23 protein-coding genes are annotated in these 19974 nt (G+C 71.1%); 10 read left to right on the forward strand and 13 right to left on the reverse strand.

What is annotated here, in order from left to right:
* From DVS28_RS12085 to DVS28_RS12095, 3 genes are read right to left on the reverse strand one after another with little or no spacing between them, the layout of a single operon-like run.
* On the reverse strand, positions 1–426 hold the full coding sequence (locus tag DVS28_RS12085; protein ID WP_164710429.1) for a c-type cytochrome: 426 nt from the start codon (positions 424–426) through the stop codon (positions 1–3).
* On the reverse strand, positions 423–1202 hold the full coding sequence (locus DVS28_RS12090; protein ID WP_114591680.1) for an aspartyl/asparaginyl beta-hydroxylase domain-containing protein: 780 nt from the start codon (positions 1200–1202) through the stop codon (positions 423–425). The genes DVS28_RS12085 and DVS28_RS12090 overlap by 4 nt, the downstream gene beginning before the upstream one ends.
* Positions 1199–3085 carry a copper resistance CopC/CopD family protein gene (locus tag DVS28_RS12095; protein ID WP_164710430.1) on the reverse strand — a complete coding sequence of 629 codons (1887 nt, stop codon included), beginning with the start codon at positions 3083–3085 and terminating at the stop codon, positions 1199–1201. Before DVS28_RS12095 ends, DVS28_RS12090 begins: the two co-directional genes overlap by 4 nt.
* Positions 3086–3220: 135 nt before the next feature.
* Between DVS28_RS12095 and DVS28_RS12100 the strand changes: the two genes are divergently transcribed.
* The 8 genes from DVS28_RS12100 to DVS28_RS12135 all read left to right on the forward strand — a co-directional run bounded on the left by DVS28_RS12100 (position 3221) and on the right by DVS28_RS12135 (position 9931).
* Positions 3221–3871, forward strand: a complete 651-nt coding sequence (locus DVS28_RS12100; RefSeq protein ID WP_164710431.1) for an ABC transporter ATP-binding protein — start codon at positions 3221–3223, stop codon at positions 3869–3871.
* Between the two features lie 19 nt (positions 3872–3890).
* Complete coding sequence (locus DVS28_RS12105; protein WP_164710432.1) at positions 3891–4514, forward strand: heme exporter protein CcmB; 624 nt, start codon at positions 3891–3893, stop codon at positions 4512–4514.
* Positions 4511–5239, forward strand: a complete 729-nt coding sequence (gene ccsA / locus DVS28_RS12110; RefSeq protein WP_114591684.1) for a cytochrome c biogenesis protein CcsA — start codon at positions 4511–4513, stop codon at positions 5237–5239. Before DVS28_RS12105 ends, ccsA begins: the two co-directional genes overlap by 4 nt.
* A 91-nt stretch (positions 5240–5330) precedes the next feature.
* Positions 5331–5771, forward strand: a complete 441-nt coding sequence (locus DVS28_RS12115) for a cytochrome c maturation protein CcmE (protein WP_216826586.1) — start codon at positions 5331–5333, stop codon at positions 5769–5771.
* Positions 5768–7762: a heme lyase CcmF/NrfE family subunit gene (locus tag DVS28_RS12120; RefSeq protein WP_114591686.1), complete on the forward strand. Its 1995-nt coding sequence runs from the start codon at positions 5768–5770 to the stop codon at positions 7760–7762. Before DVS28_RS12115 ends, DVS28_RS12120 begins: the two co-directional genes overlap by 4 nt.
* The gene (locus DVS28_RS12125) at positions 7759–8373 is read left to right on the forward strand and encodes a TlpA family protein disulfide reductase (RefSeq protein WP_114591687.1); all 615 of its coding nucleotides are present in this window, start codon (positions 7759–7761) and stop codon (positions 8371–8373) included. Before DVS28_RS12120 ends, DVS28_RS12125 begins: the two co-directional genes overlap by 4 nt.
* Positions 8370–9521 (forward strand): tetratricopeptide repeat protein, encoded by a 1152-nt coding sequence (locus DVS28_RS12130; protein ID WP_114591688.1) that lies wholly within the window; start codon positions 8370–8372, stop codon positions 9519–9521. The genes DVS28_RS12125 and DVS28_RS12130 overlap by 4 nt, the downstream gene beginning before the upstream one ends.
* Complete coding sequence (locus DVS28_RS12135) at positions 9518–9931, forward strand: hypothetical protein (protein WP_216826587.1); 414 nt, start codon at positions 9518–9520, stop codon at positions 9929–9931. The genes DVS28_RS12130 and DVS28_RS12135 overlap by 4 nt, the downstream gene beginning before the upstream one ends.
* 31 nt (positions 9932–9962) lie before the next feature.
* On the opposite strand, the gene DVS28_RS12140 is transcribed toward DVS28_RS12135, so the two are convergent.
* From DVS28_RS12140 to DVS28_RS12180, 9 genes are read right to left on the reverse strand one after another with little or no spacing between them, the layout of a single operon-like run.
* Positions 9963–11381 carry an NADH-quinone oxidoreductase subunit N gene (locus tag DVS28_RS12140; protein WP_245973627.1) on the reverse strand — a complete coding sequence of 473 codons (1419 nt, stop codon included), beginning with the start codon at positions 11379–11381 and terminating at the stop codon, positions 9963–9965.
* 12 nt (positions 11382–11393) lie between these two features.
* Entirely contained in the window at positions 11394–12872 is a 1479-nt protein-coding gene (locus tag DVS28_RS12145) for a complex I subunit 4 family protein (RefSeq protein WP_164710434.1), read from the reverse strand.
* Between the two features lie 21 nt (positions 12873–12893).
* Positions 12894–14900, reverse strand: a complete 2007-nt coding sequence (locus DVS28_RS12150; RefSeq protein WP_114591690.1) for a proton-conducting transporter transmembrane domain-containing protein — start codon at positions 14898–14900, stop codon at positions 12894–12896.
* Positions 14897–15202 (reverse strand): NADH-quinone oxidoreductase subunit NuoK, encoded by a 306-nt coding sequence (locus tag DVS28_RS12155; RefSeq protein ID WP_108665343.1) that lies wholly within the window; start codon positions 15200–15202, stop codon positions 14897–14899. Before DVS28_RS12155 ends, DVS28_RS12150 begins: the two co-directional genes overlap by 4 nt.
* Positions 15199–15783, reverse strand: coding sequence for an NADH-quinone oxidoreductase subunit J family protein (locus DVS28_RS12160; RefSeq protein WP_216826589.1), 585 nt, complete (start codon positions 15781–15783; stop codon positions 15199–15201). The genes DVS28_RS12155 and DVS28_RS12160 overlap by 4 nt, the downstream gene beginning before the upstream one ends.
* Positions 15780–16685, reverse strand: a complete 906-nt coding sequence (locus DVS28_RS12165; RefSeq protein WP_164710435.1) for an NADH-quinone oxidoreductase subunit H — start codon at positions 16683–16685, stop codon at positions 15780–15782. The genes DVS28_RS12160 and DVS28_RS12165 overlap by 4 nt, the downstream gene beginning before the upstream one ends.
* On the reverse strand, positions 16682–17944 hold the full coding sequence (locus DVS28_RS12170) for an NADH-quinone oxidoreductase subunit D-related protein (protein WP_114591692.1): 1263 nt from the start codon (positions 17942–17944) through the stop codon (positions 16682–16684). The genes DVS28_RS12165 and DVS28_RS12170 overlap by 4 nt, the downstream gene beginning before the upstream one ends.
* A complete protein-coding gene (locus DVS28_RS12175; RefSeq protein WP_114591693.1) occupies positions 17944–18300 on the reverse strand; it encodes an NADH-quinone oxidoreductase subunit A in 357 nt (118 codons plus the stop codon). The genes DVS28_RS12170 and DVS28_RS12175 overlap by 1 nt, the downstream gene beginning before the upstream one ends.
* A 17-nt stretch (positions 18301–18317) precedes the next feature.
* The gene (locus DVS28_RS12180; protein ID WP_108665427.1) at positions 18318–18458 is read right to left on the reverse strand and encodes a YHS domain-containing protein; all 141 of its coding nucleotides are present in this window, start codon (positions 18456–18458) and stop codon (positions 18318–18320) included.
* 290 nt (positions 18459–18748) lie between these two features.
* Between DVS28_RS12180 and DVS28_RS29590 the strand changes: the two genes are divergently transcribed.
* Entirely contained in the window at positions 18749–18889 is a 141-nt protein-coding gene (locus DVS28_RS29590) for a hypothetical protein (protein WP_245973601.1), read from the forward strand.
* A gap of 306 nt (positions 18890–19195) precedes the next feature.
* On the forward strand, positions 19196–19693 hold the full coding sequence (locus DVS28_RS12190; RefSeq protein WP_114591694.1) for a QcrA and Rieske domain-containing protein: 498 nt from the start codon (positions 19196–19198) through the stop codon (positions 19691–19693).
* A 19-nt stretch (positions 19694–19712) separates the two neighbouring features.
* Here DVS28_RS12190 and DVS28_RS12195 read toward each other — a convergent pair whose 3' ends face one another.
* Positions 19713–19931: a hypothetical protein gene (locus DVS28_RS12195; RefSeq protein ID WP_114591695.1), complete on the reverse strand. Its 219-nt coding sequence runs from the start codon at positions 19929–19931 to the stop codon at positions 19713–19715.
* Positions 19932–19974 lie beyond the last annotated feature (43 nt).

The following is a 19974-nucleotide window of genomic DNA, read 5'->3' on the forward strand; positions in this document are numbered from 1 at the left end:
TCAGCCGTCGTCGGCGCAGACCTGCTGGGTGGTCTGCTGCTGCGATGCCAGCTGGTCGGGCGTCCACCAGGTGGTGATGTAGGCCAGCACCGCCCGGCGGTCCTCGGCGTCGAGGTCGTCGGCGAAGGCCGGCATCGTCGGGGTGCCCTCGGGAAGACCGGGACGATCGGGCAGGCCCTCGGCGATGATGCCGAGCAGCTCGCACTCGGCGTGGTGCCACGTGTGGCCCTGCGCGTTGTGTCGGGGTGGGATGTCAGCGATCGCACCGCCCTGCGCCCCGCCGTGGCAGCTCATGCAGTTGGCCGCATAGATGGCCTCCCCCCGCTCGACCGCCGCGGCCTCCGCGCCGCTGGGCCCGCCGTCCGGGGTGGCGCATCCGGCCAGCACGACGGCGAGGACGACGAGGGTCATCCCGGCGCGCGTCACGGGCGGCCGACCTCGGCGTGCTCGGCCCACTGGGCGGCGAACGCCTGCTCCCTCGCGACGTGCTGGGCACGGGCCCGCTTGATGAACGGGGACCGGGCGACGGAGGTGATGATCAGCCGGTTCAGCCACGACAGCGGCCACCGCAGCGGCCGGACGATGTCGCAGAACAGCACCACCCGCACGCCGTCGGTGTCGTTCCACGCCCGATGGACGTACGTGTCGTCGAACGTCAGCGACCGGCCCTCCTCCCAATGGCGCACCTCTCCGCCGACCTCGATGCCGGCCTGCTCGGCCGGCTCGGGGACGATCAGGGCCAGGTGGTGGCGCAGCACCCCCCGGTAGGGGCCCACGTGGGGCGGCAGGTCCTTGCCGGGCGCAAGGATGGAGAAGAACGCGGTCGTCATGCCCGGTATGGCACGTAGCACCGCGGCGGTGCGGGGGCTTCGGATGCAGTTGGCGTCGTCCCACAGGTCGTAGCCGACGAACCAGTAGGTCTTCCAGCGGTCGTCATCGCTCAGCTGGATGTCATCCGGGGCGATGTCCTGGAAGTTGGGCAGGGCGTCGCGGACGCGCAGGACCTGCTCGGCCTCCTCGCGGATCGCCGGGTAGTGGGACTCCAGCAGGTGGGTCCAGTCGAACTGGTCGCGGTCCAGGAACGGCTCGGTGCCGACCAGGGAGAACCGGCCGTACAGCCGGTGGACCAGGTCGGGCACCAGCCGGTTGGCCTGCGCCACCTGCTGGATGAGGGCGATGAGACGGCGGAGCAGGGCGATCATGGCGTGCGGTCCTGTTCGGTCGGGGATGACGTGGACGCGGGCGGTCCGTAGTCGAACCTGTACCCGATCTCGTGGCCGGGGTTGACCATGCGCTGGTGGCGCAGACGGCCGTCGGGTCCGGTGACCACCTCGAAGTACATCCGCGAGCCGGGGAGGTAGAAGGTGAAGGCGTCGGTGCGGCCCTCGACGGGTCTGACGTCCACGACCCCGCCACCCGCCCACGGCATGAGGTCGACGAACGCCTCGCCGGTCATCGTGGCGTCTGTGGCACCGGTGGTGTCGCTGGTCGAGTCGCTGCTGACGGACTCGGTCAGCGTCACCCGGTCCACGCCTCGCATCGCCTGCACCATCGCCTCGAACCGGTCAGGCGCTGCGGTCGGTGGCGGCCACCCCAGATCGGCCTCCATACGACCGCCCGTCCACCCCGGCGCCGCAGCGGTGACCTGCAGCCGGGTCTCACCCGCAGGCAGCGCCCACTCCTGGGTGAAGCAACCCGGTCCGCACGGCCGGGGGTGCAGCTCGCTGGTCGTGCCATCCGGACGCACTGCGACGATCTCGACGGAGGCGTCCTCGACCCCGCCGCTCGGACTGATCACCGACACATCCAGGCGGTCCTTGCCAGCAGCGATGTCGACGGTGAGGGAGCCTGCCAGATCCATCGCGCGGACGGTGGGTCCGTCGATGGGCGGGGGTCCGAGGAGGGAATCCACTGCAACGGTCGGCGTGGGTGGCGTCGTGGTGACCAGCAGCGCGGCGGCGCCAAGGACACCGGCCAGCAGTGAGAGCTCCGCCGCGGTGACCCGACGCAGCAGCGTCGGCTGGCCACCAGGTAGCGCGCGCAACCGGGCGACGGCCGCAGCGGAGACGGCGGCGACCAGCAGCACCGTCTTGACGATCAGCACCTGCCCGTAGGTCGTGGACCACACGGCCTGCCAACCGGCCAGCAGCAGGGCTGCCTGCACGATGCCGCTGAGGCTGACCGCGGCGACAAGCCACAGGGCTGGCCGGGCGTACCGCCGCACCGGCTGCACCCAGACGTCGCGACCGGCACGACGGTCCTGCCACACGATGCGGACCACCTGTGCCAGGCCGCCGGTCCATGCGGCCGCGGCGACCAGATGGATGGCATCGAGCGCGGCACCTGCCGCACCGTAGGCGGCGGCGCTGTGGCTGCGCGTCGACCAGGCTGCGGCGGCAGCGACGATCAGCCCGGACGGAACCGTCGTCCCCGTGCGGGCGAGCGAGACAGCCAGACCCAGCAGCAGTGCGGCAGCAGGCAGCGCCAGTGCAGCGGACCAGTGGCCGCCACCCACGTCCGGGACCTGCCCGAGCGTCCGGAGGACCACGGCGACCAGTGCGACGAGCACTCCACCCCGTACCCACTGATGGTCCCTGGCGCTGCCGGCGGTCAGGTAGGACACGGCCAGACCGCCGGATGCGGCCGCCAGCCCGGCGAAGAACACCCAGGCGATCACCGCGGCGGCAGGATCGGCGTCCGGAGCACCGGTTGCCCCTGCCGGCACCTCGACCGAGGCGTCCGTGCCGACGGCGAAGGCGAGCTCGCCGGCGGAGCCGTGTCCGTCAACCGCGGAGGTGACCTGCCACGACACGACGTAGACGCCGCTTCCCACATCCGGCAGCGGTTGGCGTACGACCGCGTTGCCGGACTGAGTCGCCGGCGGCGGCGTCACCACCTCGCTGCCATCGGATCGACGCACCGAGATCTGCACCGAGCCTGGGGCGACCGCCTCGCTCAGCTGCAGCGCTACGCTGTCGGGGGCGTCGGTCAGCCTGGCGCCCTGCGATGGATCAGTGGTGGCGAGGAAGGAGTGCGCCGACGCCGGCCCTGCAAGCACCGCCAGGAGGGTCAATGCGAGCGTCAAGACACCTATGGAGCTCCAACGCATCTGCTTCTCCTGTCCAGCCGGTCTGTCACAAACCCGTTTGGCTTCGGCACCGCAGGCTACGACGCTGCATAGTGGATGCTGCCACCGATGTGCGTCGGCAGGCACCTCACCATGACCATCACCCCGTCCCTCTCCTCCGCCGCAGATGCCACCCGTGCCACCGCGCCACCCTGCGTGCTGGAACTGCAGGCCTGCTATCGGTCATACGGCCCCGTCCTGGCCCTGGCCCCGATCACCCTGCGGGTCCAGCGTGGCGCGGTCTGCACCGTCACCGGCCCCAACGGGTCGGGCAAGACCACACTGCTGCGCATCGCCGCGGGGCTGCTGAAGCCGTCGGGAGGCGCGAGGACCGGCGACGAGCCGGCGCTCTACGCCGCTGCGGGGGACGGGGCAAGGGCGTCGCAGACGGTCGGGCAGGCGGTGGCCGTCGCCGCGGCGCTGGGCGGAGGTGACGTCGAGGAGGCGATCGAGCTCGCCGGCCTGTCAGCCCTGCGCACGAGCACGGTCGGTGAGTTGTCGGCCGGCCAGCGGACACGGGTCACCCTTGCGACGGTCCTTGCCGGCAACCCGGCGATCGCCTGTCTCGACGAACCGGACGCGCATCTGGACGCCGACGGACGACGGTGCGCGGCGGGGGTCGTCGACCGCCTCGCCCGCCGTGGTGCTGCCGTCCTGATCGCAACCCATGACCGTCGTTGGCTCGAGGAGCGACAGGACGGTCATCTCGAGTTGTCCCCGTCGAGGGGTGGCAGCGGTGACTGATGCGGGCAAGGTGGTGAGCGTGTTCACACGGGAGCTCGCAGTCGAGGCATCGGGCCGGCACCTGACCCGTGTCGCGGTCCCGTTCGCCCTGGCCGGCGTGCTGCTCGCCGGCCTGGCCTTCGGTCCGGCGCCGTCGGTGCTGCAGGTGGTCGCCCCCGGCCTGCCCTGGCTGGTGGTGCTGCTCCTGGCCGCACCGTTGTCGCTCACCGTCGCGGTGGCCGAGCGCGAGGACGGCTGCTGGGACCTGCTGCGCAGCCTGGCCGGTCCAGGCCCGCTGCTGTGGGGGAAGCTGGCGGCGATGTGGGTGTGGCTGACGGCCACCTGGGCCGTCGCCGCGGGTCTCAGCATCATCGTCCTGGGTGCCGGGATGGCGCTGTCGTCGGTGCCTGCGGCCGCGCTCGGCACCCTTGGCCTGTCGAGTGCCGTGGTCGTGTACGGCACCACGGCCGCGGCAGCCGGCCGGACCGGCACGGGGCTGCTCACGGCGCTGGTCCTGCCGGCAGGGCTCCCGGCCCTCGTCGCCGGTACACAGGCGAGCACGCCTGGTGTCGACGCCCCCCCCTGGCTACTGCTGCTCCTGGCCTACGACCTTGCGGCCCTCGCCGTGGCGTGGGCCGTGTTCCCGACCCTGCTGGAGGAATGACCGTGCGCATCCGACCCACCACCGTCCTGGGTGCCACCGCTGCGGCGGCTGGTTCCACCGCAGCCGTGCTCGGCCTCGTCGTCGCCCCTCCTGATGTGGTGCAGGGGCAGCCGCAACGGCTGATGTACGTCCACGTGCCGGCGGCATGGGTGGCCTACCTGGCCTTCGCGGGGGTGCTGGCCGCGAGCGTCGCCTACCTGCTGCGCCGCGATCTGCGCTGGGACCGACATGCTCGGTCGGCTGCGGAGTTGGGTGTCGGGCTGACCGCGCTGGCGATCGTGCTGGGAAGCCTCTGGGGCCGACCGGTGTGGGGTGTGTGGTGGACGTGGGAGCCCCGGTTGATCACCACCGTCGTCCTGCTGGTGGTGTACGTCGGCTACCTGGGGGTGCGGGGGCTGTCGGCGGACCCCCATGCCAGCGCACGACGGGCGGCGGTCGTCGGGATCGCGGCGTTCGTCAACGTCCCGATCGTGCACTACTCGGTGGTCTGGTGGCGGACCTTGCACCAGCCACCGACGGTGCTGCGCCCCGGCGGTCCCGCCGATGCCATCGAGCCGATGATGCTGGCGGCCCTGCTGGCGGGGGTGCTGGCCTTCACCCTGGCCGCCGCGTGGGTCCACGCGCGCCGGGTCTCGGCGTTGGCGACCGCCCGCGCGGCCGCCCCGATGGAACTCGACGACACGCCACTGATGGAGCTGACCGTGAACGCTGGGAGAACCCGATGACGGACGGATGGAGTTGGGTGGTCGCGGGCTACGCGTTGACCGCTGCGGTCTGGGCGGGCTACGCCTGGTGGAGCGGCAGGGGAGTGGACCGATGAACATGACACGCCCGCGAACGCGACTGCTGGTCGTCGCCGTCACTGCACTCGCCGCGATCGGCCTGCTGGCCGCGGCGGGGTTGGACGACAGTCTGGTGTACTACCGCAGCCCGGCCGAGGCGTCGTCCCTGTCCGGTGCCGATGGACGGATCCGACTGGGTGGCCTGGTGCAGGCCGGCTCGGTGCTCCGTGACGGCACGGACGTCCGGTTCGTGCTGACCGACGGCGCGTCCGACGTCGACGTGGTGCATCGCGGTGACCCGCCGGGCGTGTTCCAGGAGGGCCAGGGCGCACTGGTCGAGGGCACCTTCGACGCCGACGGCGTGTTCCGCTCGGACCTGCTGATCGTCAAGCACTCCAACGAGTACCAGGCTCCGGAGGACGAGTACCAGACTCCAGAGGGCGAGTACCAGGCTCCGGAGGATGAGCGCCCGTGAACAACGTCCTCGGCACGGGGGCACTGTCCCTCGGTTTCGTCGCCGCGATCGCCGCGACCGGGTGGTGGATCCTCGGGGTGCGCCACGCCAGGCTACGTCCGCGGGCACGCCGACTGACCGTGGCGATGGCGGTCTCGGCCGCGATCGCGTGCGGGGTGCTGGTGTACGCACTGGTGACCCACGACTTCAGCGTCCGCTACGTCGCCGAGAACGGGGGACGGGCGGTGCCGCTGTACTACACCGTGATCAGCCTGTGGGCGGCCCTGGAGGGGTCGCTGCTGCTGTGGCTGCTGGTGCTGTCGGGCTATGCGGTGCTGGTCATGCGTCACGTGCATCCCCGTGCGGCGGTGCTGCACCCATGGGCCATGGCGGTCATCTGCGGTGTGGCCGTGTTCTTCTTCGGGTTGGCCCTGTTCGCCGGCAACGCCTTCCAGCCGGTGTCACCCGTGCCCGCTGACGGACCGGGTCCCAACCCGCTGCTGCAGGACCATCCCCTCATGGGCGTGCACCCGCCGCTGCTCTACCTGGGCTACGTCGGCCTGACGGTGCCCTTCGCCTACGCCGTCGCGGCGCTGATCACCGGGCGGACCGGACGCGGGTGGCTGGTCGCCACCCGCCGCTGGACCCTGGCGGCGTGGACGTTCCTGACCGCCGGCATCATGCTGGGCGGCTGGTGGTCCTACGAGGTGCTCGGCTGGGGTGGCTACTGGGCCTGGGACCCCGTGGAGAACGCCTCGATCCTGCCCTGGTTCACCACCACCGCGCTGCTGCACTCGGTCATGGTCCAGGAGCGCCGGGCCACCCTGCGGGTGTGGAACCTGTCGTTGGCGGCCTCCACCTTCCTGCTGGTCATCCTCGGGACGTTCCTGACCCGCAGCGGCGTCGTGGCCAGCGTCCACGCCTTCTCACAGTCCGCGATCGGTCCGGCCCTCCTCGGCTTCTTCACCGTCGTCCTCGTGGGTGTGCTCGCGCTGTTGGTGTGGCGGTCCGAGCGGCTCGGTCCGGTCGACCGACTGGAGGCCGGCGTCTCCCGGGAGGCGGTGTTCCTCGGGAACAACGTGATCCTGGTCGGCCTGGCCGTCACGGTGCTGATCGGCACCGTGTTCCCGTTGCTGGTGGAGGCGGTCAACGGCGACCGGTTGAGTGTCGGTGCGCCCTACTTCGACCGCATGGTCATCCCCCTCGCCCTGGTGATGTTGATCCTGATGGGTGTCGGCCCGATGGTCCCCTGGGGTGTCGGTGACCCCCGGGCACTCGGTCGCCGTCTGGCGGTGCCTGCCGCGCTCGGCCTGCTGACCGTCGCCGCACTCGGCATGTCGGGCCTGGACGGCGTGGCGCCGCTGCTGACCATCGGCATCGGCGTGTTCGTCCTGGCCACGATCGCTGACCGGGTCGTGACCGGTTGGCAGGCCACCCGGACCGCGACAGGGTTGCCCCCGCTGCCGGCGCTGTGGCGCACCCTGGTCCGCCGACGGCGCCTGTACGGCGGTCTGCTGACCCATGTGGGGCTGGTGCTGGCCGCCGTGGCGATCGGCGCGTCATCCTCCTACAGCGTGGACGGGCAGCAGACGCTCGCGATCGGCGAGTCCTTCAGTGTGGGTGGCTACACCGCGACCCTGGACTCCATCACGCCAGAGCGCACCGACCGGAAGATGACCATCAGCGCCCAGGTCGCGATCGCCGACGGGGACGACGCGCTCGGCGTGTACGAACCGGCGCTCAGCTTCTATCCGGCGGCCGCGCAGGCCATCGGCACGCCGTCGGTGCGGACGGGGCTGGTCGAGGATGCCTACCTGCTGCTGTCCTCTGTCGACGACGACCGCACGGAGGCGACCATCCGCCTCATCATCAGTCCACTGGTGCTGTGGCTGTGGGTCTCCGGTGGCGTCATGGTCACCGGTGCGGCGGTGGCCGCCTGGCCGGACCGGCGGCGACACGAGCCGGCCCCGGTGCTCGTCGATGCACCGCCGCGAGAGGAGGTGCGCGCGTGACTGCCCTGACCGACGATCGCATGGACCCGCGTACGGACCCGGAGGACACCGACCTCGCTGAGGAGGAGTTGGCTTCGCGGCGGCGGCGGTGGCCGATCCTCGTCGTCGTCCTCCTCCTCGTCCTCGGCAGCATCGCGGTCCTGAGCACGGGGTTCGGGCGCGACCCGACCGTCATCGACACGGTGCTGATGGACCAGCCTGCACCGCCGTTGTCAGGTCCGACCCTGAACGGCGGTACCGCCGACATCGCCGACTACGCGGGCCAGGTGGTCGTGGTCAACGTGTGGGCGTCGTGGTGCGTGCCCTGTCGTCGCGAGCACCCCCTGCTCATCCGCGCCGCTGAGGCGCTGGAACCCTACGGCGTGCAGTTCATCGGCATGAACACCCAGGACACGGTCGAGGACGCACGTGCGTTCATGGACGAGATGGGAGGACTGCCCTACCCGAGCGTGCTGGATCCCGACGGCCGCTGGGCGGTGGAGTGGGGGACCTTCGGCGTGCCGGAGACCTTCGTGATCGACACGGCGGGCCGTATCCGGGCCAAGCGGATCGGTGAGCTGACCGAGGGCTGGATCGTCGACGCCGTGGGTCCACTGGTCGGCGCACCATGACCGCTCTCGGCCGGTCCTCACGCATGGCGCGACCGCTGCTGGTCGCCATCGCCGTCCTCGTCCTGCTCGGCGCAGCCGGCCTGGGGCTGTGGGCAGCGACCGACTCGCCGACGGCGACCCCCGAGCAGCAGGTCATGACGATCGCCGCGTCGCTGCGCTGCCCCACGTGTCAAGGGCTGTCGGTGGCCGACTCCGCCGCGCCGATCGCGGTGAGCATGCGCGAGATCATCACCGAGCAGGTCGCCGAAGGCCGCACGCCTGAGGAGATCCGCGGCTACTTCGTGGCGCGGTACAGCGAGTGGATCCTGCTGTCGCCGTCCACCGACGGGCTCGGTTGGCTGGTCTGGGGCCTACCCGTCATGGCTGTCCTCGGAGGCGCAGGCGTCGCGGTCTCCTTCACCAGGCGGCGTCCCACCGCGGTGTCGGCGGCGGATCGCATGCACGCAAGCGAACTGGTGACCCTGCACGGGGAGGGACGGCTCGCGTTGCCGCAGACCCCCGCCGGTGAGCGGCTGGACGCTGCGCTGGATCTCGCCACCGAGGTCGTCGAGGGCGGCGACGCGACCTCGGACGCCCACCACGCCGCCCTGACACGGGTGGCCGCGGCGATCGCCGCGCAGCGCCGTGGATCCACAGCACCCACCACCGTGGCGCGGCGTGGGCGGGCCGCGATCGTCGGTACGTCGGTCAGGGGCGATGCCCCCGTCCGTCGGAGGCTTGCATGGGCAGGCGGAACGGTGGCGTTCGGCGTGTTCGTGACCGGCCTGTTGGCCATCAACCTCGCGCCTCGTGGCGATGGCGAGCTCCCCACGGGCAACCTTCCGGTCGCCGCACCAGCCGGCCCCAACGCCACCGCCGAGATCGACGCGCTGCGTGCCGCCGTCGACCAGGACCCGTCGGACCTCCCGGCTCGGCTGGACCTGGCCGCCCAGCTCATCCAGGTCGGGGACAGCGGTGGGGCGCGCACCCAGGCGCGGGCGGTGCTGGATCAGGCACCTGACCATCCCGACGGGCTGCTGCTGCTCGGACTCTCCCTGACCACTGATGGATCACCGGTCGCACCCCAGACCCTGCAGCGCTTCCTGGATGCCGCCCCAGCCGATCACCCAGGGATCCCCCTGGCACGATCGCTGCTGGAGTCGCAGTGAGAACATGGGGGCACCGACAGCTCGCGATGTGGGTCCTGCTCGCGGTCACCGTCAGTGCCTGCGCCCCGACAGGTGACCCTGCCGCCCCGTCGACGGTTGCCGCCGACGGACCCCCGGCCGACACACTGGCCGTCGGACTGACCGACTTCGCGATCGCCACTTCCGCTGATCGTGTCGTCGACGGGACCGTCACACTGGAGGTCACCAACGCCGGGGCGACCGCCCATGACCTGCGGATCGCTGGGGACCGCGCCGACTTGCGCACCGACGTGCTGCCGCCCGGTGGGACGACCACCATCACGGTCACGACCGCAGGCGAGGACGCCCTCACGTTGCGGTGCACGCTGCCGGGCCACCGCCGGCAGGGGATGGAGACCTCTTTGTCGGTCACGACGGAGCCGCCACCCTGATCTGCTGCGGCACTCGTTGAACCGGGTGGGTTCAGGGGAGCAGCAGTGCGTCGGTGAAGGTCCGTAGGAGCGGTTCGGCAACCACCCCGGTTGCGACGGTGGCCACGACCGCGATGCCGGTGGCGACCGCCGCACTCGTGCCGAGGACCGGTACGGGTCCCGGCGCGGGCTCGAAGTAGCCGGGACCCAGCACTCGTGCGTAGTAGGCGAGGGAGATGACGGAGTTGATGACGGCCAGGACGGCCAGCCAGGTGTAGCCGGCGTCGATGGTGGCGGCGAACAGCGCGAGCTTGCCCGCGAACCCGCCGAGCGGGGGGATGCCGACCATCGAGAGGAAGGCGATGACGAGCCCGGTGAACAGCCACGGCCGGGTGCGGGCCAGCCCGGCGTAGTCGGCCAGGTCGGTGCGGCCGCGGAGCTCCACGACGACGCCGAAGGCGGCGAGGTTGGCCGCGGCGTAGGCGGCGAGGAAGAGCAGCAGGGACGGGATGGCGAGGTCGCTTCGGCCGAGCGCAACGGGGGCCATGAGGGCGTAGCCGGTCTGTGACACCGCTGACCAGCCGAGCAGACGGCGGACGTCGGTCTGCCACAGCGCGGCCAGGTTGCCGAGGGTCATGGTGGCGGCGGCGATGAGGGCGATGGCGGGCCGCCAGCCCACGGGGGCGTCGGCGAGCAGCGCGGCGATGCGGGCGATGGCGATGATCCCGCCGACCTTCGGTGCGGTCAGCAGGAAGGCCGCCGCGGGTGCGGGCGCGCCCTCGGCGACATCGGGTACCCACGGGTGCACGGGCACGGCGCCGACCTTGAACGCCATGCCGAGGAGCAGCAGTCCGGTGCCGGCCAGCACCCCGAGCGGATCGGCGCCTGGGAGCGTCTGTGACAGCCCGGGGTAGGTGGTGGTGGTGCCGAGGCCGAACAGCAGCACCACGCCGACCAGCATCAGGGCGTTGGTGAGGGCGCCCAGCAGGTAGTACTTGATCGCGGCCTCGCCCGACTCCTTGGACTGGCGGTGGTAGGCGGCCAGGACGTAGCCGGTGACGGAGGACAGCAGCAGTCCCAGCACCAGCTCCATGAGGTCGGCTGCGCCGGCCAGCAGCACCGCACCGAGGGTGGCGAACAGCAGCATCGTCTGCAGCTCGCCGGCCCGGTCGTCGCTGCGGAACCACTCGGTGGTCAGTCCGACGGTGATGGCGGCCACGGCCAGGACGATGAGCTTGCCGACGACGGCGGTGCCGTCCAGTGCGTAGGTGTCGAAGAACCCGATCCGCTGGACGGCGCCGAGCTGTGGGACGGTGGTCGCGGCGGCGACGCCGATGACGATGAGGGACAGCCACGGGGCGTGGTGCTGCAGGCGCCGCGGGGTGAACAGTGCGGTGATGAGCACGACGACGGCGCCGGCCAGCAGCACGATCTCCGGGACGACCTCGCCGGCCGCCGCTGCCATGTCCATCTCCACGCTCGGTCAGCCTCCCATCGCGCGGGTCGCGGACTCGATCGGGCTGAGCAGCCACCGTGGGTAGACGCCGATGACGATGACGAGGGCCAACAGGACGGCCAGCGACGCCGTCTCGACACGGCCCACGTCGGTCCAGTCGCCCCACCGGTCCGGCAGATCGCCGAGGAACATGCGCTGGAGGACCTGCAGGAACAGCGCTGCGGTGATGACGACGCCGAGCAGGCCGATGCCTGCGAGCCATGGATAGACCGCGAAGGTGCCGACGAAGATCTGGAACTCGGCGATGAACCCGGCCAGCCCGGGCAGCCCGAGGCTTGCGAAGGCGGCGACGACGGTGGCCGCGGTCATGCGGGGCGCGCGGGCGGCCAGGCCACCGTAGTCGGCGATCTCGTAGCTCTGGCCCCGCTGCCAGATGCTGCCGCTGATCAGGAACAGCGCGCCGGTGATCAGGCCGTGGGCGACCATCTCCACCACCGCGCCGGTGAGTGCGAGGGTCTGGGCATCGCGGTCGCCCAGGCCGATGGCTGCGGCGCATGCGGAGACGCCGAGGATGGTGTAGCCCATGTGGTTGACGCTGGTGTAGGCGATCCGGCGCTTGAGGTTGGGTTGGCCGAGGGCGACCAGGGCCCCGTAGACGATGGAGACCACGGCGATGACGGCGAGGGGGAAGGCGAACCGCTGGTACTGCTCGCCCATCATCTGCAGCATGATGCGGATGAAGCCGTAGGTCCCGAGCTTCAGCAGGACGCCGGCAAGGATCGCGGAGGCCGGTGCAGGTGCGTCGACGTGGGCTGGCGGCAACCAGGTGTGCACCGGGACCAGCGGGGTCTTGACGCCCAGACCGATCGCGAACCCCCAGAACGCGAGGGCCCCGAGCAGGCCGCTGCCGGCCAACGGCTGGCTGGCGATGAGGGTGGGGATGTCGAAGGTCCGCGGGTCGGTCGCCAGGTACAGCGCGAGGATGGCCAGCAGCATCACCAGCGACCCGGCGAGGGTGTAGATGAAGAACTTCAGCGCCGCCCGCCGAGCGTTGCCATGGCCCCACACCCCGATCAGGAAGTACATCCCGACCAGCGACAGGTCGAAGAAGACGTAGAACAGGAACAGGTCCAGGGCGAGGAAGACGCCGAGCGACACCGCTTCGAGGAACAGCATCCAGGCGTAGTACTCGTGCCCGCGGCCGCGCAGGTCGGTCGGATACGCCGTGGATGCGGCGAAGATCAGCGCCGACATCACCGCGAGCACCAACGACATGCCGTCGATGCCCAGCTTGTAGGTCACTCCGAGGGAGGGGATCCAGGGGGCCTGTTCGATGAGTTCGAACCCGCCGTTGCCGTCGAACTGTGTCCACACGACGATCAGCAGCAGCAGCGGTACCGCGGCGATGCCGGTGGCGACCCCGCGCTGCGTCGGCTCCGACGTGCGGCGCAGGGTGAGCATGGCGACCGCACCGAGGAGCGGCATGAGGATGGATGCGGTGAGCACTGATGGGCCTCCGTGTGGCCGTCAGGTGTCGAGGAGGGCGCCGATCAGGACGACCAGCCCGATGACGGCGATGACGTAGTAGTGGTGGGCCAGACCCGTCTGCACGCGACGGGCCTGGGTGCCGGCGGTGCCGATCCGCTCCGCGATGGCCTCGACCGCACCGTCGACGCCGCGGTCATCGCCCATACGGGAGATGTCACCGATCCAGGTCGTGGCGGCGGCGATGGCGGACACGATGCCGTCGACCCCGAGCTCCAAGGTCCGGGTGACCCCGCGGGACGCGGCCCGTGCAGCGGCGACGACGGTGCGGACGGCGCCGTCGACGACCCGGTCGTCGAACCGCGGGAGCGCCGATGTCAGCGCTCCTGCGGCCCGACCGACGAGGCGGGCTGGCAGATCCAGGACGGCATCGTCGAACCGGGCTGCGGCAGCTGCCGAGGCCAGGACGGGGGTGACGACCAGGCGCTGAGCCGCCGTCGTCGCACCGAACCAACCTGCTGCGGCATCGGCCAGGCGGTGGGGGAGGACGTCGCCGTCCCGCCGGACCGCCCACACCGCGACCGCAGCGCCGAGGATCACCAGCCCCACTGCCAGCGCCAGCTCCCAGAGATGGCCTGCTTCGATCGGGCTGCCGACCAGCCGCTCGACGACCGCACGAGCCCCGGGCAGCCACAGCACCCCGAGGGCTGCGGAGGCCACCGCCAGCAGGACGATCACCACCACCTCCACCCGATGTGGATGCGGCCCGGCATGGTGCGTGACGGATGCGGCCCGGTCGCGGCCGAACGCCAGCAGGTGCAGCCGCAGCGCGTACACCGCCGACAGCAGACCCGCCAGGAACGCGAGAACCCCCATGACCGGGCCGGCGGTGACGGTGGCGGCGACGATCTGCTCCTTGGTCCACGCCGCGCCCAGCGGCGGGGCGGCGGCCAGCGCCAGCGCACCGACCGCCGCGGCGACCGCCACCGTCGGCATGCGGCCGCCCAGCCGCCAGCGACGCACGTCCCCGGTGCCCGTCGCCGACATCCCCACGCCGATGGCGAGGAACAGCTGGGACTTCAGCAACGCGTGGGCGGCGAGGTGCGCCACCGCCGCACCCGGGGCGCCCACCCCGACGGCGGTGAACATCAGCCCGTACTGCGCGGCGGTGGAGGCGGCGAGGATCCGCTTGCCGTGGACCTCACCGAGCGCGACCACACCACCGATCAGCGCCGTGGCCAACCCGACCGCCGTGACCACCGGTCCGAACCAGCCCACGGTCGCAAGCGATGGACCGAGGACGATCAGGGCGTAGGCTCCCGCAGCGACCATGGTCGCGGAGTGCAGCAGCGCCGACACCGACGTCGGTCCCGCCATGGCTGAGAACAGCCATGGCGAGAAGGGCAGCTGGGCCGACTTCGACATCGCCGCAAGCAGGACGCCGCCGGCCACGACGTCGAGCATGGGCCGGGGGACGTCACCGATGGCGTCGTAGGCGAACGATCCGGTCGTGGCGAAGGCGGCCCCGGCCGCGACGATCAGGCCGATGCTGCCGACGCGGGTGGCGTTGAAGGCGTGCGCGGCCTTGCCGACCGCATCGCGGGAGTTCCAAGCCGAGCCGATCAGCGCCCAGGAGCAGACGGCGACGAGCTCCCAGCCGATGGTGAGGGCGAGCAGGTCGGCGGCGAGCACCACCAGTTGCATGGCGCCGGTGAAGGCCACCATCAGGCCCAGCAGCCGCGGCAACCCCCCGACGTCCTCGTGCACGCTGGCATAGGCCGTGACCACGATGGCCACTGCCGGCACGAGGACGGCGACGATCCCTGCGACGCCGTCGGCGGTGAAGGTCAACGACAGTTGTGCCGACCAGACGACGTCCAGTCGGCCGTCGGTGACGGCGGCCACGGCGGCCGCCGTGAGGCTGGCGGCCAGGAGGCCGACGGCGGCGGCCCCGAGCGCCCCCCGCCGACGGCGAGGTGCGATCCGAACGCCCAGTGGCCACAGAACGGCGCCGCCCAGCACCGGCAGCAGGATGGCGGCGGCGATCACCCGCGGAGCCGCTTCGTCTTCTCGGTGATGTCGGCCTTGCGGACCCGGTAGATGCCCACCATGACCGCGAAGCCCAGCGCGGCCTCGACCGCCATGACGGTCAGGACGACCACCCCGAGCATCTGCCCCTTGGGGACGCCCCCCGCCGCGTGCGCCCACAGCGCCGCACCGGCCAGCAGCGCGCCGTTGATGATCAGCTCGATGCCCATCATGATCATCACGAAGGACTGCTGGCTGATCGCGCCGTACACGCCGACACCCACGAGTGCGGCGGCGACGACCATCAGCACGTCCAGCGTCATGACGCCTCCGCCGACGTGTCAGCGGCCGGAGGTACCAGTGAGGGCGGCGCGGACCCCTCCTCCGCGTTGCCATAGCGGCCGCGGCGGCTGGTGAGGGCGATCGATCCGATCATCGTGGCCAGCAGCGTCGCACCGGCGGTCTGGAACACCAGCATCGAGTCGCCCAGCTCCTCGATCCCCAGCTGCTCGGTGACCTCAGCCGACGTCTGCGTGGCCGGCTGGTCGGGGAAGTCGACCAGCACCCCGACGACGGCCAGGGCGAGGAAGGCCACCACCCCGGAGACCTTTGCGACGGTGTGCTGGTGCACCATCGTCATGGGGTTGAGCCCGGCGGGGTTCATCATCAGCATCACCATGAAGATGGCCATCACGGCCATCTCACCCGCCATCATCAGCATCACCGAGAAGCCCAGGAACCGGGCGTTCAGCAGCACCAGGATCCCGCCGACGCTGACGAAGGACGCCAGCAGCCAGAACGAGGCGCGGACCATCGAATCGGTGCGGAACACCAGCCAACCCGTCAGCACCGCGACGGCGCCCAGGACGACGCCGATGCCATGGGCCACCAGACCGAAGCTCACAGGAGCCACCAGCCGGTGAGGAACACGTCGAGCAGCGCCAGCGGCAGCAACCCCACCCACGCCAGGACGACGTAGCGCTCGATCCTGACGCGCGGCAGCAGGTGACGGGCCGCTGACAGGACGGCGAGCAGCGCGAGTGTCTTGATGACCACCCACACCACGCCCGGCAGGAGGGGCCCGTGCCAGCCGCCGAGGAACACCGATGCCCCCACGGCACAGGCGCCGACGACCACGCCGCGGTGGGCGATCCGCCACAGGAGCAGTTGGACGCCCGATGCCTCGAGCTCCACCCCGCCTGCCAGGTCAGCGCCTGCAGGCGTGGCGAGCGGGCCGTAGAACAGCACGCCGACCGCCGCTGCCAGGTAGATCGGCAGCCCGAGCGGCTGACGGACGACGTTCCACAGGCCCTCCTGATCGACCACGATCGCGTCGACGCCGAGAGACTTTGCAGGAAGGGCCGTGCCGATCAGCACCAACGCGAACGGGATCATGGCCGACAACGCCTGGGCGAACATGCGGTAGCCCCCGATCATCGGGAACGGGCTGTTGGGGGACCAGCCCTGCAGGAACGCCGCGATCAGCACCAGCGCGGCGGCGGCGCCGAACAACACGATGCCGTGGGACAGCGGCGCCAGCACGGTGTCCGGGGCGATCGGCACGACCGAGACCATGACCGCGGCGAGTCCCAGCAGCAGCGCAGGAGCCACGGCCCATGCCTGCGCATCAGGTCGCTCGGTGGCGATGCGCTGCTGCACGAGTTGCAGCGCGCCGCGCCGCCACGGCTGTCGCAACGCAGGACCGACGGGGGAGCGGGCCACCCCCGCGCCGACGGCTGCATCGAGTGCGGCGAAGGCGATGACCCCGACGGCCAGGCCGACAGCGACCCAGATGACGCCGATCACGTCGCCGCCTGGTCGACGGGAACGGTGCGGCGCAGGTCCAGGTCCAGGCTGTCCACGACCGCGACGGCATCCCCCCACTCCAGCCCCACGAGGAGGTCGGGCAACACCGGCAGCAGCTCGGCGGTGACCGATGCCGGATTCTCCACGACCGAGCCGGGTTCGTGCAGACGCGCACCCGCCGCCGCAGCGAGGGCGATCGACTGGTCGATCTCGGCCAGCCGCTGACGCCACCGGGCCCTGACGTCACCGTCTTCGCCACACACCGGGGTGAAGCCGAGGTTGTCGTAGGACGGGTCAGCAGACCGGGCATCCCTGCAGGATCCGGCGGCACGTGCCGCGAACCCGTGCCCGTCCCATGCGGTGTCCACAAGCGTGCCGCACGGGGGCAGGGACCGTTCCACTGAGGTCCGGCGCAGCAGCCGCACCAGCCCAGGACCGGCAGAGAGCAGCGCCTCGGGCGGCCCGTCGGTGTGCTGCACCATCCGTGCCGCGAGGGCGTGCAGACCGAGGAGGCGCAGGGTGCGGGCGATGGCCTGCAGGTGGTGGACCACGCGGGCGTGCTCCAGGGCGGCGACCCGCACCGGTTCGGTGGCCGCGCGAGCGAAGACGTCGGTGGGGGAGGAGGACACGGCCAGGAAGGGGTTGCCGTGGACGTGCACCTCCTGGACGAGGTCGCCCTGCAGGACCACGTCGAGCATCAGCCCCACGGGGAACGGCGCGTAGAACGGACCGACGGGAACCGACAGGACATCCAGCTTCAGACCGTCCCGCAGGTCGTCGGCGCGATCGGGCAACGGCCGGCCGTGTGGCACCCCGCCGGTCATCCCCGACCCGCCATGACCGAAGGGCCCGACGCCACGCCAGGGCTCACGACTGGTCGACGACATCAGGGGCGGTTCCGAGCCCCGGGTGCCGTCGATGAGGCCACGGTGCACCTCGAGGACCGCCGCGGCGACGTCGTCTCCGCTCGCCGTGGGTGGCAACTCCGACGGCGTCCCCCATCCGTCGTCCGCATCCCCCCAACGGACGGTGCCCCGCGGGTGTGGAAGCGCGTCGTGCACGAGTGCTGCAGGTTCATGGAGCTCCGGCGGCAGTGCCCCCGCCACCAGCAGGACGGTTGCGTGGCGGGGGGAGTCGACGAGCTCCAGCCGCGGATCGCACCGCAGGAGTTCGGCGTCACCGGCAGGCCCCGCATCACTGCCCTGCAGGGCGAAGACCGGGACGGGGGCGGCCGCCGCGAAGCGGCGCACCACGTCCATCACTGCCACGACAGCGCGCCCTCGCGCCATGCGTACAGCACGCCGACGAGCAGGATGACGATGAACATCAGCATCTCGATGAGCGCGGTCACACCCTCCTGCACGTACACGACCGCCCACGGGTACATGAAGACCATTTCCATGTCGAAGGCCAGGAACAGCACCGCCATCGTGTAGTAGCGCACGTGGTAGCGGTTCCATGCATGCGTCTGCGGCTCGCGGCCCCCGGTGAACGGGACAATCTGCGATTCCGAGAGGGGGGCACGACCGAGTGCGCCGTCGACCCAGCGGCCCACGAGCACCGCAGCCGACGCCCCCAGGAACAGGGTCAGGACACCCGCGAGTGGGAGCAGCATCGTCTACGGGCTGGGCGTCAGGTGTAGTCCTCGGGGTTCTCCTCGAACTCCTCCGCACAGTCCTTGCTGCAGAAGTAGTACGTCGAGCCGTCGTGGTCTACCGTCGCGACGGCGTCGCCCTCCTCAACCATCATGTTGCAGACCGGATCCTTCGCCATCGCATCTCCTATTCGTCGTCGTAGCGTGCACTGGATCGTCGGTACCCTACCGCACGGACTGGACACCAACCATCGGCTTGCCGGTCATCACCTTCCCTGAAGGCCCGGGCAGAGAACCCTGGATCACGACGGGGCGGCAGACGTGGAGATCGCGATGGTCGGGCTCGGCAGGATGGGCGCGAACATGGCCGAGCGGCTGCGACGGGCCGGTCACGACGTCGTGGGCTACGACCGTGATCCCGAACGCTCCGACGTCGGGACGCTCACGGGGACGGTGGCGGCTCTGGACGGTGAACCGCGTCGGGTCGCGGCTGATGGTCCCGGCAGGCGATCCGACCAACTCGACCGTCGAGGCGCTCGCCGGCCTGCTGTCCGCCGGCCTGGCCGATGATCCGGGGCTGGCCTCGGTGCGCGGCTACGCGGAGGATTAGGGGGGGCTCCACGACCTGCCGTCGTCGTGACCAAGCGCCGGAACTGCCCGGCAGCGTTGACTACGACTGCGAGTAGTGGTTGAGCTGGGAACGACGGCGTGGGCAGTAGTGCCCAGGGCGATGACAAGAGGACGTCCCCTGCTACGTGCCAGAGGTTCTTGGGCGGCTCAGGACTCGCTCTGGTGATGGAGCGGAGGTGGATGGCGATGACACAGACCACTCAACAGCTTCCTCCGAGAGTTCGGCGCGAAGGTCGGTCGGGCCCCGACCGCCGGACCTTCCCTGCGCAACTCCTGGCTGCTCGGCATGGGTGGGACGCTCGGCGCCTTCGGGCTCGCGAGCATCGGCTTCCTGTGGCCCCGACTCGGCAGCGGTTTCGGCGCCGACATCAACCTCGGTCCGCTCGACGCGCTGCTCGAGGAGATCGATGCGGGCGGTGGCCGCCTGGAGTACCCGGCCGGGCGTCCGTACATGGTGCGTTACGACCGCGCGGCGGATCCTGAGGGGGTCTACGGCGATCTCACCGGTGGCGCGCCGGTGATGGCGCTGTACCAGAAGTGCGTCCACCTGGGATGCCGAGTGCCGTGGTGTGCATCGTCGAACTGGTTCGAGTGCCCGTGCCACGGGTCCCAGTACAACCGCTGGGGCGAGTACCGGTTCGGCCCTGCACCGCGCGGCCTGGACCGCTTCCCCACCGAGCTCGTCGACGGGGAGGTCCACGTCAACACCAGCCAGATCGTGACCGGTCCGAGCCGGACCACCAACGTCCTCGGAGAGCCGCCGACCGGCGAACACTGCACATAGGAGCCTGAGCAGGTGAAGCTCAGCGGATCCGCAGGATCAACTTCTCGAGTTCGGCGAGGGTGAGCGGCGGCATGACCATGATGGCGGCCGCCGCCATGCCCATGCCGAGGATGCTGGACTCCGGCGCCGCCCCCTGGATGAGCCTGGAGATCGCGTCGTAGCTGCTGTAGGCGGCCAGGACGACGAACAACACGCCGACGACGCCCTCCACGACGTCCCAGGCGACGCTGAAGGTCATCTGTTCCTCGCGGCGGAGCAGGTTGTCACGCGAGGTCGTGTCG

Origin of the sequence: Euzebya pacifica, assembly GCF_003344865.1 — a bacterium.
Taxonomy (GTDB): domain Bacteria; phylum Actinomycetota; class Nitriliruptoria; order Euzebyales; family Euzebyaceae; genus Euzebya; species Euzebya pacifica.

Bases quoted from the DNA above. Each gene is read 5' to 3' on its own strand.
- DVS28_RS12090 (WP_114591680.1), bottom strand. From the start codon at position 1,202: ATGATCGCCCTGCTCCGCCGTCTCATCGCCCTCATCCAGCAGGTGGCG.
- DVS28_RS12100 (WP_164710431.1), top strand. From the start codon at position 3,221: ATGACCATCACCCCGTCCCTCTCCTCCGCCGCAGATGCCACCCGTGCC.
- ccsA (WP_114591684.1), top strand. From the start codon at position 4,511: ATGACCGTGCGCATCCGACCCACCACCGTCCTGGGTGCCACCGCTGCG.
- DVS28_RS12115 (WP_216826586.1), top strand. From the start codon at position 5,331: ATGAACATGACACGCCCGCGAACGCGACTGCTGGTCGTCGCCGTCACT.
- DVS28_RS12130 (WP_114591688.1), top strand. From the start codon at position 8,370: ATGACCGCTCTCGGCCGGTCCTCACGCATGGCGCGACCGCTGCTGGTC.
- DVS28_RS12140 (WP_245973627.1), bottom strand. From the start codon at position 11,381: ATGGACATGGCAGCGGCGGCCGGCGAGGTCGTCCCGGAGATCGTGCTG.
- DVS28_RS12155 (WP_108665343.1), bottom strand. From the start codon at position 15,202: ATGACGCTGGACGTGCTGATGGTCGTCGCCGCCGCACTCGTGGGTGTC.
- DVS28_RS12170 (WP_114591692.1), bottom strand. From the start codon at position 17,944: ATGGACGTGGTGCGCCGCTTCGCGGCGGCCGCCCCCGTCCCGGTCTTC.
- DVS28_RS12175 (WP_114591693.1), bottom strand. From the start codon at position 18,300: ATGCTGCTCCCACTCGCGGGTGTCCTGACCCTGTTCCTGGGGGCGTCG.
- DVS28_RS12180 (WP_108665427.1), bottom strand. From the start codon at position 18,458: ATGGCGAAGGATCCGGTCTGCAACATGATGGTTGAGGAGGGCGACGCC.
- DVS28_RS12190 (WP_114591694.1), top strand. From the start codon at position 19,196: ATGGGTGGGACGCTCGGCGCCTTCGGGCTCGCGAGCATCGGCTTCCTG.
- DVS28_RS12195 (WP_114591695.1), bottom strand. From the start codon at position 19,931: ATGACCTTCAGCGTCGCCTGGGACGTCGTGGAGGGCGTCGTCGGCGTG.